Annotated in this window: 14 protein-coding genes; 4 read left to right on the top strand and 10 right to left on the bottom strand. The window is 71.0% G+C overall.

Going from position 1 to position 13,694, the window contains the following annotated elements; genetic code table 11:
- Positions 1 to 248 precede the first annotated feature (248 nt).
- From PV734_RS28390 to PV734_RS28380, 3 genes are all read right to left on the bottom strand, one after another.
- Entirely contained in the window at positions 249 to 1,469 is a 1,221-nt protein-coding gene (locus PV734_RS28390; protein ID WP_319096783.1) for an acetyl-CoA C-acetyltransferase, read from the bottom strand.
- A gap of 162 nt (positions 1,470 to 1,631) precedes the next feature.
- The gene (locus tag PV734_RS28385) at positions 1,632 to 2,108 is read right to left on the bottom strand and encodes a macro domain-containing protein (protein WP_415924285.1); all 477 of its coding nucleotides are present in this window, start codon (positions 2,106 to 2,108) and stop codon (positions 1,632 to 1,634) included.
- A 151-nt stretch (positions 2,109 to 2,259) separates the two neighbouring features.
- Positions 2,260 to 3,303 (bottom strand): SGNH/GDSL hydrolase family protein, encoded by a 1,044-nt coding sequence (locus PV734_RS28380; protein ID WP_319096784.1) that lies wholly within the window; start codon positions 3,301 to 3,303, stop codon positions 2,260 to 2,262.
- A 150-nt stretch (positions 3,304 to 3,453) separates the two neighbouring features.
- On the opposite strand from PV734_RS28380, the gene PV734_RS28375 reads away from it, so the two are divergent.
- Positions 3,454 to 4,845, top strand: a complete 1,392-nt coding sequence (locus PV734_RS28375; protein WP_319096786.1) for a cystathionine beta-synthase — start codon at positions 3,454 to 3,456, stop codon at positions 4,843 to 4,845.
- A gap of 368 nt (positions 4,846 to 5,213) precedes the next feature.
- Here PV734_RS28375 and PV734_RS28370 read toward each other — a convergent pair whose 3' ends face one another.
- The 5 genes from PV734_RS28370 to PV734_RS28350 all read right to left on the bottom strand — a co-directional run bounded on the left by PV734_RS28370 (position 5,214) and on the right by PV734_RS28350 (position 9,177).
- The gene (locus PV734_RS28370; protein ID WP_415924277.1) at positions 5,214 to 5,660 is read right to left on the bottom strand and encodes a hypothetical protein; all 447 of its coding nucleotides are present in this window, start codon (positions 5,658 to 5,660) and stop codon (positions 5,214 to 5,216) included.
- A gap of 139 nt (positions 5,661 to 5,799) precedes the next feature.
- Complete coding sequence (locus PV734_RS28365; RefSeq protein ID WP_319292697.1) at positions 5,800 to 6,732, bottom strand: ABC transporter substrate-binding protein; 933 nt, start codon at positions 6,730 to 6,732, stop codon at positions 5,800 to 5,802.
- 51 nt (positions 6,733 to 6,783) lie between these two features.
- Complete coding sequence (locus PV734_RS28360; protein WP_319096787.1) at positions 6,784 to 7,446, bottom strand: ABC transporter permease; 663 nt, start codon at positions 7,444 to 7,446, stop codon at positions 6,784 to 6,786.
- Position 7,447: 1 nt separating this feature from the next.
- Positions 7,448 to 8,089 carry an ABC transporter permease gene (locus tag PV734_RS28355; RefSeq protein WP_319292578.1) on the bottom strand — a complete coding sequence of 214 codons (642 nt, stop codon included), beginning with the start codon at positions 8,087 to 8,089 and terminating at the stop codon, positions 7,448 to 7,450.
- Positions 8,086 to 9,177: an ABC transporter ATP-binding protein gene (locus tag PV734_RS28350; RefSeq protein ID WP_319292695.1), complete on the bottom strand. Its 1,092-nt coding sequence runs from the start codon at positions 9,175 to 9,177 to the stop codon at positions 8,086 to 8,088. Before PV734_RS28350 ends, PV734_RS28355 begins: the two co-directional genes overlap by 4 nt.
- Positions 9,178 to 9,330: 153 nt before the next feature.
- Here PV734_RS28350 and PV734_RS28345 point away from each other — a divergent pair, with 153 nt between their 5' ends.
- The 3 genes from PV734_RS28345 (at position 9,331) to PV734_RS28335 (ending at position 12,696) form a co-directional block, all read left to right on the top strand.
- A complete protein-coding gene (locus PV734_RS28345; protein WP_319096789.1) occupies positions 9,331 to 10,974 on the top strand; it encodes an aromatic amino acid ammonia-lyase in 1,644 nt (547 codons plus the stop codon).
- Positions 10,971 to 11,948 carry a MurR/RpiR family transcriptional regulator gene (locus PV734_RS28340; protein ID WP_319096790.1) on the top strand — a complete coding sequence of 326 codons (978 nt, stop codon included), beginning with the start codon at positions 10,971 to 10,973 and terminating at the stop codon, positions 11,946 to 11,948. The genes PV734_RS28345 and PV734_RS28340 overlap by 4 nt, the downstream gene beginning before the upstream one ends.
- Before the next feature lie 163 nt (positions 11,949 to 12,111).
- Positions 12,112 to 12,696 (top strand): hypothetical protein, encoded by a 585-nt coding sequence (locus tag PV734_RS28335; protein WP_319292577.1) that lies wholly within the window; start codon positions 12,112 to 12,114, stop codon positions 12,694 to 12,696.
- Between the two features lie 46 nt (positions 12,697 to 12,742).
- Here the strand turns inward: PV734_RS28335 and PV734_RS28330 are convergent, their stop codons facing one another.
- Positions 12,743 to 13,117 carry a hypothetical protein gene (locus PV734_RS28330; RefSeq protein ID WP_164318636.1) on the bottom strand — a complete coding sequence of 125 codons (375 nt, stop codon included), beginning with the start codon at positions 13,115 to 13,117 and terminating at the stop codon, positions 12,743 to 12,745.
- Positions 13,118 to 13,143: 26 nt separating this feature from the next.
- Positions 13,144 to 13,689 carry a roadblock/LC7 domain-containing protein gene (locus PV734_RS28325; RefSeq protein ID WP_319096792.1) on the bottom strand — a complete coding sequence of 182 codons (546 nt, stop codon included), beginning with the start codon at positions 13,687 to 13,689 and terminating at the stop codon, positions 13,144 to 13,146.
- Positions 13,690 to 13,694: the final 5 nt, after the last annotated feature.

Below are 13,694 nucleotides of genomic sequence, written 5' to 3'. Positions count from 1 at the left end.
TAACCACCTGTCAGTGCGTAACGTCACGAAACGGACAGGACTTTGGGCCCGGGGTTTGGTATCGAACCTACTTTGACCTGCGTATATGCCTCGCCGGAGCGAGATAGGTCACATCCTGGGGGAGATTGGATCACAAATCGGCCCAGAACCCCGGTGGTTACCGGGTTCCGGGCCGAGTTGTCACTCACTGCTTCCGGGCGATTACCGAAACGATTCCGCCAGTTGGGGATCGCGGGTGCCGCCGGGGTCTAGCTCAGGCGCTCGATGACCATCGCCATGCCCTGGCCGCCGCCGACGCACATCGTCTCCAGGCCGAACTGCTTGTCGTGGAACTGGAGGGAGTTGATGAGCGTGCCGGTGATCCGGGCGCCCGTCATGCCGAAGGGGTGGCCGACGGCGATGGCGCCGCCGTTCACGTTCACCTTCTCCAGCGGGATGCCGAGGTCGCGGTAGGAGGGGATCACCTGGGCGGCGAACGCCTCGTTGATCTCGGCGAGGTCGATGTCGTCGACGGTGAGGCCGGCCCGGCGCAGCGCCTGCCGGCTCGCCTCGACCGGGCCGAGGCCCATGATCTCGGGGGAGAGGCCGGAGACGCCGGTCGACACGATCCGGGCGAGCGGCGTGAGGCCCAGCTCGCGCGCCTTCGTGTCGCTCATGACGACGACGGCCGCGGCGCCGTCGTTCAGCGGGCAGCAGTTGCCGGCCGTGACCAGCCCGTCGGGACGGAACACCGGCTTGAGCCCCTGGGTGCCCTCCAGCGTCACTCCCGCACGCGGCCCGTCGTCCTTGCTGACGACCGTGCCGTCGGGCAGCGTCACCGGGGTGATCTCGCGCTCCCAGAAGCCGTTCTTGATGGCTTCCTCGGCGAGGTTCTGCGAACGGACGCCGAACTCGTCCATGTCCTGACGGGTCACGCCCTTCAGACGGGCGAGGTTCTCGGCGGTCTGCCCCATCGAGATGTAGGCGTCCGGCACGAGGCCGTCCTCGCGCGGGTCGTGCCAGGAGGTGCCCTCCTGCTCCGCGACGGCGGCGGTACGGGCCTCGGCCTCGGCGAAGATCGGGTTGCGCGTGTCCGGCAGCGAGTCCGAGTTGCCCTTCGTGAACCGGGAGACCATCTCGACACCGGCCGAGATGAACACGTCGCCCTCGCCCGCCTTGATGGCATGCAGTGCCATACGGGTCGTCTGGAGGGAGGAGGAACAGTAACGGGTGATCGTGCAGCCCGGCAGGTGGTCCATGCCCATCTGTACGGCGACGATCCGCCCGAGGTTGTTGCCCTGCTCGCCACCGGGCAGACCGCAGCCGAGCATCAGGTCCTCGATGTCCCGCGGGTCCAGCTCGGGGACCTTGGCCAGCGCGGCCTGGATGATCGTGGCGGTGAGGTCGTCGGCGCGCAGCTCCTTGAGGGAGCCCTTGAAGGCGCGTCCGATGGGGGAGCGGGCGGTCGAGACGATGACGGCTTCCGGCATGACGGCTCCATTGGCGTACGAGGATGTAAGCAACCTGCTTGGGAAGTTACCCGTACGTATGGCCCCGGTCACGGGTGTGGCGGTGTGACTCGGGCCGCACTTTTCTAAGCGCTTGCTCAGGGGGGTGGGGGTGCGGCCATGCGGTCAGGTGAGGAGTCGGTCTCACGCGTAGTCGTAGACGGTGGCGGCGATGTCGCGGGCACCGAGGGTTTCGCCGATGATCGGCTCGATACGTTCCCACTTGCCGCCGGCGAGGCCGCAGCCGATGCGGGGCATGTGAACGGAGGCCTTGTTGGCAAGGGCGTGCTCAGCGACGGCCTGTAGGCAGCGTTCCACGGCGTCGTATCGGATGGGGGGACCGTTGCTTCCCACCTTCATCCCGTGCTGCGCGACCATGTTCGCGACCCAGATGTCGGATCGGACGCGGATCAGCTGCACCGCGCCGAGGGCGAAGTCGTTGCCTGCCCGCTCGCGGTGCCAGCGGCGGTACTCGCGCTCCGGTTCGGGCCAGTGGCGCGAGATCGCCAGGACGAATCCCTTGCCCCATCCGCCGAGGTCGTTGCAGATGTGGGCGATGATCTTCGGACCCTTCGCCTGAGGGTTGGTCGCGTCGCCCGCGACGATCTCCAACGGTTTCACGGAAGTCATGGTCGCCCGGTCCACGACCAGAGGCCAATGCTTTTCCCGCCCGGTGAGTACGCCGAGCAGCGCGGCCTGCGTCCGCGCGGTGCGCTGCTCGGCGACTTCGATCGCCCGACCCTCCGGCACCTCCGGCAGGCCCTCGCCGGGATCAGCCGCTCGACACTCCTCGCGTCGTCGTCGGCGCGGGGGACGGGTCCGTCGCCGGTACCCGCCTGCGGCGCCTGCGCTTGAGGAGTGCCCAGGGTCCTCTGGGCCCCGTCGGCATCGCCGCCGCGACCTCCGTGCCCGGCTCCGACGCGGCCTCCGCCGCCGCCCGCGCCACCGGCAGGAAGCCCTCGCGGCGGGAGACGTCCGGGCGTTCCTCGTCCGCCGGCCACAGGCCCAGCGCCGCGCACACCGTAGGGAGGACCGCCATCGCCGCCGTCGCGTAGCCCTCCGCCGAGGGGTGGTAGTTGTCCGGGCCGAACAGTTCGCGCGGGTTGGCCTCGAACTCGGGGCCGAGCAGGTCGCCCAGAGACACCGTGCGGCCTCCCTGCTCCACGACCCCGATCGTCTGCGCCGCCGCCAGCTGCCGGGACGCCCGCCGGGCCAGCCAGCGCAGCGGCTGCTGCACGTGTTCGACGGTGCCCAGGTCGGGACAGGTGCCCACGACCACCTCCGCGCCCGCCGTACGCAGACGACGTACCGCCGAGGAGAGGTGGCGGACCGAGCGCGTCGGGGGCATGCGGTGCGTGACGTCGTTCGCGCCGACCATGATCACGCAGATGTCCGGGATCCGGTCGGACGCCGAGACGACCAGCCCCACCTGGCGGTCCAGGTCGTCGGACTGTGCGCCGGGCAGCGCCACGTTGCGCAGTTCCACCGGGCGTTCCGCGACCGCCGCCAGACCGGACGCGAGCAGTGCGCCCGGGGTCAGCCTGGCCCGGTGGACGCCCTGGCCGGCCGCCGTGGAGTCGCCCAGCAGGACGAGTCCGAGCGGAGGTTCACCCGGGGTGGTGTATCCGCGTCCGTACAGGCCGTCCGCGCTCGGCGGGTGCGGACCGCGTCCGTTGCCCACCTGGCGTTTCGCCAGTCGTACCTCTGCCAGCACCAGTCCCACGGCCGCCACGCTCATCAGGCCGATCCCGCCACCGCCGTACGCGGCTCCGGCCGCGATCCGCCGGGCCACTCTTGCCCTGGACATGCTCGTCATGCGTCGCCGCCACCTCCTCGTAGCCGTACACCCACTCCTTGCCCCGTAACGACCGCCCGCCAATCGTGACGTGAGGTGAATGCCGGGGTGGAGCCTTAGGCTGGCGTGACCAATGACGACCACTTTCATGTGCGGCAACCGGAGACAACGGTGCGATTCCACGACTCGATGATCAGCCTCGTCGGCAACACCCCGCTGCTGAGGCTCAACAGTGTGACCGCGGGCATTCAGGCGACCGTCCTCGCGAAGGTCGAGTACTTCAACCCCGGCGGATCCGTGAAGGACCGCATCGCCCTGCGCATGATCGAGGCTGCGGAGAAGAGCGGCGAGCTCCGGCCGGGCGGCACGATCGTCGAGCCGACCAGCGGAAACACCGGGGTCGGGCTGGCCATCGTGGCCCAGCAGAAGGGCTACAAGTGCATCTTCGTCTGCCCTGACAAGGTCTCCACCGACAAGATCAACGTCATGCGCGCGTACGGCGCCGACGTGGTGGTCTGCCCGACCGCCGTCGACCCCGAGCACCCGGACTCGTACTACAACGTGTCCGACCGGCTGGTGCGTGAGACGCCGGGCGCCTGGAAGCCCGACCAGTACTCCAACCCGAACAACCCCCTCTCGCACTATCACTCCACCGGCCCCGAGCTGTGGGAGCAGACCGAGGGGCGGATCACCCACTTCGTGGCGGGCGTCGGCACCGGCGGGACCATCTCCGGGACCGGGCGCTACCTGAAGGACGCCAGTGACGGGCGCGTCCAGGTCGTCGGGGCCGACCCCGAGGGGTCCGTGTACTCCGGGGGGTCCGGGCGGCCGTACCTGGTGGAGGGGGTGGGCGAGGACTTCTGGCCCACCGCCTACGACCGGACCGTCGCCGACGAGATCGTCGCCGTGTCCGACAAGGACTCCTTCCAGATGACCCGGCGGCTCGCCAAGGAGGAGGGCCTGCTGGTGGGCGGCTCCTGCGGAATGGCCGTCGTCGCCGCGCTGCGGGTCGCCGAGCGGCTCGGGCCCGACGACGTGGTCGTCGTACTGCTGCCCGACAGCGGGCGCGGATACCTCAGCAAGATCTTCAACGACGAGTGGATGGCCGACTACGGCTTCCTGGAGGACACCGGGCCCTCCGCCCGCGTCGCCGACGTCCTCGACTACAAGGAGCACGGCCACATCCCCTCCCTCGTCCACATGCACCCGGACGAGACCGTCGGCCAGGCCATCGAGGTGCTGCGTGAGTACGGCGTCTCGCAGATGCCGATCGTGAAGCCCGGCGCCGGTCACCCGGACGTCATGGCTGCGGAGGTCATCGGGTCGGTCGTCGAACGCGAGCTGCTCGACGCGCTGTTCACCCAGCGGGCCTCCCTCGACGACCCGCTGGAGAAGCACATGTCGGCACCGCTGCCGCAGGTCGGCTCCGGCGAACCGGTCGGCGACCTGATGTCCGTACTGGGCGCCCACGACGCGGCGATCGTGCTGATCGAGGGCAAGCCGACCGGTGTCGTCAGCCGGCAGGACCTGCTGGCGTTCCTGGCCAAGGGCGGCAACCAGTAGCGAACGTCCGGTGAACGGGACGTGTCGGGACGGAACTTGCGGTCTCCGCCGCGATGTTCCGTCCTGATTCCTTTCCGGCGGAGACTTCTCGGAAGTGGTACGAGGGCGTCACGTCCGCGCAGCACACGCTTAACACGGGACCGGCACAGTAGTGGATGTCGGCAAGGGCGGGAGCGGCTCCCCGCCCAGGCCGACACCCAAACGGCGTCACGGACTTCCGGAGCGGCTCCCGGACCTCCACCGACGCCCTGGACGCGCCGGCCCGGCCCTGACCCGGCCCGCGTCCCTCGCGGGGACCGCCGTCGTCCCGCCCCCCGGCAACGGGGGTGCGGCGGTCCCCGCGCACAGCTTTCTCACCCGGCGGCCCCTCAGTCCTCCCAGTCGCCGCCCCGGTCGGACCCGCGGTGCCTGCTGCCGAAGAGCCAGGCCGAACTGCGTGCCGCCTGGAACGCGTTGACGCCCACGATGCCGCACCAGGCGACCAGCAGGCCGGGCAGCCCCGAGCTGCCGCCGCCGATGGCGGACAGGGGTATCGCCAGCACCAGCGAGACCATGCCGAAGCCGAAGCGCTCGCCGAAGCTGTCGGTCGATTTCGGCCCGCGCGAGTCACGCGCCGCCACCATCCGCTGCTCGGCGAGCTGCCGCCGTACCCGGCGCTCCACCGCGCTGTCTATCCGCTGGTCGACCTTCTCCAGGAACGAGTCGACAAACACGGACTCGTACTCGTCGCCCAGTTCCCTGCGGGCCTGCAGGGTGGCGTTGAGTTCCTTCTTCAGGTCGGCGTCGTGTGCGCCCGTCGCGTCCATACCGGTCATGCACACCACGGTAGGGAAACGGCATCCGCCAGGCACTGGGGTTAGCCCCCCTGTTGCCCCTGGGCCGGACCCTAGGGGACCGGATCGCCAGGGGACCGGAGTGCCGGAGCGTCGGAGCGGCGACGAGAGGGCTGGGCGGTTACTTCGTCAGGCCCTTGTCCTTCGCGTACGCGTTCGCCACGTCCTCCGGGTCCTTCTTGTCCTTGTCCACCTTGCGGTTCAGCTCGGTGAGGTCGGCCGTGGTGAGGACGTTGCCGAGTTCGGCGAGGGCCTTGCGGACGGTCGAGTCGGCCTTGCGGTCGGCGATCAGGGGGACGATGTGCTGGCCGGGGATCAGGTTCTTGGGGTCCGTCAGGACCACCCAGCCGTTGTCCAGGATGTCGGTGTCCGTGGTGAAGAGGTTCGCCACGTCGACGTCGCCCTTCTTCAGGGCGCCCTTGACCAGCGGGCCGGACGAGTCGAGCGACTTGAACTCCTTGAACTCGACCCCGTAGACCTCCTTGAGGCCCACCACGCCCACCTCGCGCGTCTTCACCTCGGCCGCCGCGCCCAGTATCAGCTTGCCGTTCTGCTTCTTCAGGTCGGCCAGCGAGGTCAGGCCGTACTTCGCCGCCGTCTCGCGGGTCACGACGAAGGCGTCGGAGTCCTCGGCCATGCCGTACGGGAGGACCTGGAGGCCCGCCGGGAGGGCGATGGTGAGGGCGTTCTGCATCTCGCCCTCCTCGGTGGCCGTCGCCTTGGGGGCCAGGTAGTGGAGAAGGGCGCCCTGGTACTCGGGGAGGAGGTCGATGTCGCCGCCCTTCATCGCGGGGATGAGGATCTCGCGGCTGCCCAGGTTAGGGCGGACCTTCGTCTTCACGCCCGCCGCGTCGAGCACGGCCGCGTAGAGGTATCCCAGCACCTGGTTCTCGGTGAAGTTGGCGGTGCCGATGGTGAGGCCGCCGGCGCTGGAGCCGCCGCCCCCGCCCGAGCCGCCGCCTTCGTCGAGGGAGGTGATGCCACCCCCGCACGCGGCGAGGACGGGGACGGAGGCGGCTGCGAAGAGGCCGCCGAGGAGGGCGCGTCGGTTCATCGGAAGGGCCATCGGAAGGACTCCTGGGCGGTTCGGTTTACCCGGTTCGGGTTACGCGGGGCGGTGGCGGAAGAGGAAGCGCTGGACGCCGGAGAGGGTCAGGTCCAGGGCGATGGCGACCACGGCGACCAGCACGGCGCCGCCCATCACCTGGACCAGGTCGCGCTGGGCGAGGCCGTCGAAGACGTAGCGGCCCAGGCCCCCGAAGGAGACGTACGCGGCGATCGTGGCAGTGGCGACCACCTGGATCAGCGCCAGGCGCAGGCCGGTCATGATCAGAGGGAGGGCGAGGGGCAGTTCGACCTGGAAGAGCACCTGGTGCCAGCGCATGCCCTGGCCGCGTGCCGCGTCCTTCACGTCCGGGTCGACGGCGGTCATGCCCGCGTAGGTGTTGGTGACGATGGACGGGACCGCGAGCGCGACCAGGGCGATGTACACCGGCCACATCGACAGCCCGCTGGCCAGGAAGACGAGGACGACCAGGCCGACGGTCGGCAGGGCGCGGCCGAAGGAGGCCAGGTTGATCGCCACGAACGCGCCCCTCCCCGTGTGGCCGATGAGCAGGCCGAGCGGGAGGCCGATGACCGTCGCGACGAGGGTGGCGAGCAGCGAGTACTGGAGGTGCTCGGCGAGGCGGTGCGCGATGCCGTCGTAGCCCGACCACTGGTCGCCGCTGGTCAGCCACTTGCCGAGGTCCTTGAAGAGTTCGTACATGTCAGGCTCGCCGCCTCGTCCACGGAGTGAGTACGTACTGGACGGCGACCAGCAGGGCGTCCGCGACCACCGCGAGGAGGAGGGTGAGGACCACTCCCACGATCACCGGGGTCGGGAAGTCGCGCTGGAAGCCGTCCGTGAAGAGCTGGCCGAGACCGCCGTCGCCGATGTAGGTCGCGACGGAGACGAGCGAGATCGACATGACCGTCGCGATGCGGACGCCCGCCATGATCACCGGGAGGGCGAGCGGGAGTTCGACCGTGAGGAGGGTGCGCAGCGGGCGGGTGCCCATCGCCTTGGCCGCCTCCTTGGTCTTCACCGGGACCGAGTCCAGGCCCTCGACCGTGTTCCGCAGCAGCACGACCAGGGTGTAGACCGTCAGACCGATCACGGTGGTCGTGCGGGTCAGGCCGCTCACCGGGAGCAGCAGCACGAAGATCGCGATCGACGGGATCGTGAAGAGGACGTTGGAAAGGCCGAGCAGGAAGCCGCGCAGGGGGCGGACCCGGTGTGCGACCACGGCCAGCGGGAGAGAGATCAGCAGGCCGAAGAAGACCGCCGAGAAGGCCGCCTGGAGGTGGGAGACCGTGAGGCTGGTGAGGTCGTCGGTGTGGTCGCCGATCCACGACCAGTCGATGGTCATGCCGTGACCTGGGATTCCGTGGTCTCAGGGGCGGCTGCCAGGGCTTCCGTCCGGGCTTCCGTGTGCGCCCGGCCCGCCTGCGCGTGGATGTCGTCGCGGGACGAGACACCGGTGAGGGCGCCCGTCGCGTCCACGCGGGCCACGAGCCCCGTGGGGGAGGCGATCGACTCGTTGAGCGCCGCGAGGAGCGAGTCGCCGTCCCGCAGCGGCCGTACGGGTATGTCCGTGCCCGGCGTGCTCGAACCCGTCTCGTGCCAGCGCAGCGGCCTGCGGGCCTCGTCGAGTACGAGGGTCCAGGCGGCCCCCTCGGGGGTCGGGGCCTGCGGGAGGTCCGCGAGGGTCTTCAGCGAGAGCAGCTTGAGGCCGCGCTCGGCGCCGAGGAAGTCGGAGACGAAGTCGTCGGCCGGGTGGGCGAGGAGTTCGGCGGGGGCCGCGCACTGGACCAGATGGCCGCCGGTGCGGAAGATCGCGATCTGGTCGCCGAGCCGGACGGCCTCGTCTACGTCGTGTGTGACGAAGACGATGGTCTTGTTCAACTCCTTCTGCAGGCGCAGAAGTTCGTCCTGGAGCTGGGTGCGGACCACCGGGTCGACCGCGCCGAACGGCTCGTCCATGAGGAGGACGGGCGGGTCGGCGGCGAGGGCGCGGGCCACACCGACGCGCTGCTGCTGGCCGCCGGAGAGCTGGTGCGGGTAGCGCTTGCCCGCGTCGGCGGCGAGACCGACGGTCTCCAGCAGCTCAGCCGCGCGGGAACGGGCCTTCCTCCGGCCCCAGCCGAGGAGCAGCGGCACGGTCGCGATGTTGTCGAGGACCGTGCGGTGCGGGAAGAGGCCGGACTGCTGGATGACGTATCCGATGGATCGGCGCAGGTCGGCGGCGTCCTGCCGCAGGACGTCCTGGCCGTTGACCTTGATCGTGCCGGAGGTCGGGTCGACCATCCGGTTGATCATCCGCAGGGTGGTCGTCTTGCCGCATCCGGAGGATCCGACGAGCACGGTCACGCCGCCTTCCGGCATGCGGAGGGAGAGATCGTGGACCGCTGTGGTGCCGTTCGGGAAACGCTTGTGGACCGCGTCGAACTGGATCATGGGGTGTCCCTTGCCGGGCTTGTATATCGTCATGCAGAGTTCTCTGTGTCTGAATAGATTGTCAATGCCCTGGTGTTAATCCGAGGTAACGGACGTCCGGCAAGCAAGATCGAGCGTCCGGCTTACGTCCCGTTTGAGGGGAGTCTTCGCCTTATGTCGTCTCGGATCGTGGATACGGCGCTCTCGGTGTCACCGCCGCTCTCCACCGGCATCGTTGTTCTGGACGGCGTCGGCCTCGGCGTCGACGACGTCGTACGCCTCGCCGACGGGGCCGCGCGGCCGGTCCCCGGCACGGACGCGATGAAACGCGTCGAGCAGGTCTGGGACGTGGCCCGCCGGATCGCCGCGACCGGCCGCGTCTACGGCCGCTCCACCGGCGTCGGCGCCAACCGCAACGAGGACGTCCCCACCGAGGCCGCCGCCGACCACGGCCTGCGTCTGCTGCGCAGTCACGCCGGTGCCATCGGCGCGGAACTGCCGGCCCGGCAGGTGCGGGCGATGCTCGCCGTCCGCGCCAACCAGCTGCTGGCGGGGGGTGCCGGACTGCGGCCCGGGGTCGTCACCGCCCTGTGCGAGGCGCTGGAGAACGGCGCGTACCCCGTGGTCAACGAGTTCGGGTCGGTGGGCACCGGGGACATCGCGGCGCTGGCCCAGGTGGGGCTCGCCCTGGCGGGGGAGCACGAGTGGATCGGGTCGGACACGGGAGGGGGAGCGGGAGCGGAAAAGGGGGCGGCAGCGGGAACCGGAACGGGAACGGGGGCGGCAGCGGGAGCTGGGACGGGAGCGGGCGGATCGGCCTCCCGGGGGTGGAGCGCGGCCGGCGCCCCCGAGCCCCAGGCCCTCGACAACAACGACGCCCTCGCCCTGATCAGCAGCAACGCGCTCACCCTCGGACAGGCCGCGCTCGCCCTGCACGAACTGCGCGGGCTCATCGCCGCCACCCAGGTCGTCGCCGCGCTCTCGCTGCTCGCCGTCGACGGTTCGCACGAGGCGTACGCGGCGCCCGTACACGCCGCCCGTCCGCACCGGGGGTCGGTCGAGGTCGCCCGCCGGATGCGGGAGCTGATCGGTTCCGCGGACCGGCCAACCCCTCCCCTCGGGCGCATCCAGGACCCGTACGGCTTCCGGTGCCTGCCGCAGATCCACGGGCCCGCGCACGACGCGGCGGACGCGCTGGAGGGAGTGCTCGCGATCGAGATCAACGCCGCCGCCGAGAACCCGCTCATCTCCCCCGAGGACCTCACCGCCTACCACCACGGCGGCTTCTACCAGGCCCAACTCGCCCTTGCCCTCGACCACTTCAGACTCGCCATCACCCAGGTGGCACGGCTGTCCACCTCACGCCTGTCCACCCTCAACGAGCCCGCCTTCACCCGCCTGCGCCCCTTCCTCGCCGATCACGAGCCCGCCGCCTCCGGGGTGATGATCCTGGAGTACGCCGCCGGCGCGGCCCTCGGTGACCTGCGGGCCTTCTCCGCGCCCGCCTCGCTCGGGCACGCTGTACTCTCCCGGGGCGTCGAGGAACAGGCCAGCTTCGCCTCGCTCGCCGCCCGCCAGACACTGCGCGCGTGCGACGCGTACCGTCTCGTCGTGGGCTGCGAACTGGTCGCCGCCGTACGGGCGCTGCGCCAGCGCGACCTGCGTCCTGACCCGGAACTGCCGGTCGGACGGGCGCTGGAGCTGGCCGAGTCGGTCCTCGACGCCGACTCGACCGACCGGCCGCTCACGGACGACGTGACAGCGGCGTCGGCACTGCTGGACCGGTTCACGGAGATCTGGAGGGGGAGCGGGGAATGAGCACGCCGAGCGCGGACGACAACGACGACAACAGGGGCGCCGGTACGGGCGCGGAGAAGGCGGAGGAGAGGACAGAAGGGAGGGCGGGGACGCTGGGGACGGAGGGCGCCGCAGGAGAGGTGGGTGCGGGCGGACACCTTCCCGACAGTCCCGCCGCCCGGCTCCAGGCACTGTTCGAAGGGCATCGGCTCACCCCGACGCAGCGGCGCATCGCGCACAGCATGGTGCGCCGCGCCTCCGAGGTGCCGTTCCTCTCCAGCGTCGAGCTGGCCGAGCTGGCCGGTGTCAGCCAGCCGTCCGTCACCCGCTTCGCCGTCGCCCTCGGCTTCGACGGCTACCCGGCGCTGCGCAAGCACCTGCGCGAGGTCGCCCCCACCGAACAGAGCGCCGATCCGGGCTCGTACAACGAGTACCAGCAGGCCGTCGAGGCCGAGATCGAGAACCTGAGGCATCTGGCCGAGTTGCTCGCCGACCCCCGCCCCCTGCACCGGGCGGGGCGGCTGCTCGCCGCGTCCCGCCCCCTGCCCGTCCTCGGGCTGCGCGCCGCCGCCTCCCAGGCGTACGGCTTCGCCTACTTCGCCGCCAAGGTCCACCCGGACGTACGGCTGCTCCACGAGGGCGGCACGATGATCCAGGACCGTATCGACGCCGCCGTACGGGCGGGCGCCACGACCCTGCTGTGCTTCGCGCTGCCCCGGCATCCCCGCGAGGTCGTCGACACCCTCGCCTACGCCAAGGGGGCGGGGCTGACCGTCGTCACCGTCGCCGACTCGGCGTTCGCGCCGGTCGCGAAGGTCTCCGACCTGCTGCTGCCGGCCGCCGTCGGCACCGGCCTCGCCTTCGACACCGCCTGCGCGCCGATGCTGCTCGGCCGGGTGCTGCTGGAGGCCATGTGCGACGACCTGCCGGACGCCCAGGCCCGCCTGGAGGAGTTCGACGCGAGGGCGGCGGCCCGGGGGCTGTTCGTCGAGTAGGCCCGCGCGGGTTCGTCGTGGGTTCTTCGCGGCTTCTTCGGGGTTCTTCGCGTCCGTCCCGTCCTTCGCGCCCTCGTCCCCGGCTCTCAGACTCGTCTCACGTTCGCTCGCTACTCTCCCGCTCCGGCAGGGCTGTGCGAGCTGGAGGAACCGGGAGGCGGACGTGGCGCGCGGAGGTCAGGGGCTGGCGCGGGTGGCTGTGGTCGTACGGGCCGGAGCGGCGCCCATGTGGTGGTTCGGAGTGTTCGCGGCGGGCATCGGCGTACTGGTGCCGGGGATCACCGGCCGCCGGATCGGGGTGATGGCGGGGGCCGCGCTGTTCATCATCACGGCCGGGGTCGTGGCGTACCTGAGGCGCGGGCGCTACACCGCGCTCGCCGCCGGTCCCGCCCGGGCCGGGAGGCACGATGTGCTCCAGGACCGCGCGGTGACGGTACGCAACTGGCGCCGGGGCCACCGCTGGTGGCTGCTGCTCGCCTTCGCCGCCGCACTGGGCAGCTCCCTCGTGGTGCCCGCGGCGGGCGGGCTGCTGCTCGCCGGAGCCGGTACCGGACTGCGGCTGAAGGCCGCCTGGCTGGGCCGCCGCGAGCGCGCCGACGACGTACTGCTCTGGGTGCGGGTCGACTGGCTCGGCCCGCGCTCCGGAGCTCCGGCGGGCAAGCCGGTCAAGGCCTACCGCGCCACGGGAATCGCCGCCGGCGACGCCACCCCGGGCGGGGCGCGCCGCCGCGGCGACGTACTGGTCTAGCCTCTTCGTCGCTTCGGGCGCGGGGAGGGTCTGCGCGGGGAGCGTCTCAGACCTCGATCTCCGCCTCGATCCGCTTCAGCTGGTGGCGGGCCATCGCCAGGTTGGAGCGGTTGATGTCGAGCACCAGGTAGAGGAAGAGGCCGTTGCCGCCGCGCCCCTTCATCATGCGGATCAGGTGGTACTGGCTGGAGAGCGTGATCAGGATGTCCTCGATCTCGCCCTTCAGGCCCAGATGCTCCATCGTGCGCATCTTGGCGCGTACGACGTCGGTGTTGCCGGCGGCGGCGACGTTCAGGTCGAACGTCTTGCTGCCGCCCATGGTGCCCAGGGCCATGCCGCTGGTGTAGTCGACGAGTGCGACTCCGGTGGCGCCCTCGATGGAGGTCAGTGCCTCTTTCAACGCGGTTTCTGTGGTGGCCATGACGGTGGTCCTCTCCTGCTTCCGGTTCAGTTTTCCGTGGTGGTGGTGCGCGCGTTGGGCGTGGTTGTCGGTGTGCGTGGCGCGCGCGGGGTTCTGGTTCGGGTGGGCATGGGTGCGGGTGCGGCGGTGGGCATGGGGGGCGCTGCGGGATCGATGGGCCCGGTGGCCGGTTCGGCCACGGTCGGCGGTGACCGGGTCTCGGCCGCCGCGTCGACCAGTTCCCCGATGCGCAGGCCGGCCCGGCGGCCCTCCAGGTGCAGCCGGCCGACGTTGACGCGGTCCTGGGCGAGCAGTGTCAGGACGGCGGTCCGGCCCGCCGCGTACGTCGCCACATAGCCGTACACCCCGCGCACCAGCAGCTCGCGGAAGTCGCCCTGGCCGGTCGCGTCCGCCATCCGCACGGCGACGCTGAGCGCGGTGGCGGTGAGCGCCGCGACCGTCTCCGGTTCGACGCCGGGGGTGTCCTGCACCAGGACGAGACCGTCGACGCTGGCCGCGAGCGCGCCGGTGAGCTGGGGTACGCGGGCCCGCAACCGGCGCAGTTCGTCCATGACCTCGGCCTCGGCTGCCATGAGCT

This window comes from Streptomyces sp. AK08-02 (assembly GCF_033795085.1).
Classification (GTDB): Bacteria; Actinomycetota; Actinomycetes; order Streptomycetales; family Streptomycetaceae; genus Streptomyces; species Streptomyces echiniscabiei.
The sequence above is the reverse complement of the archived record's forward strand: the minus strand, read 5'-3'. Positions and strand labels throughout refer to the sequence as shown.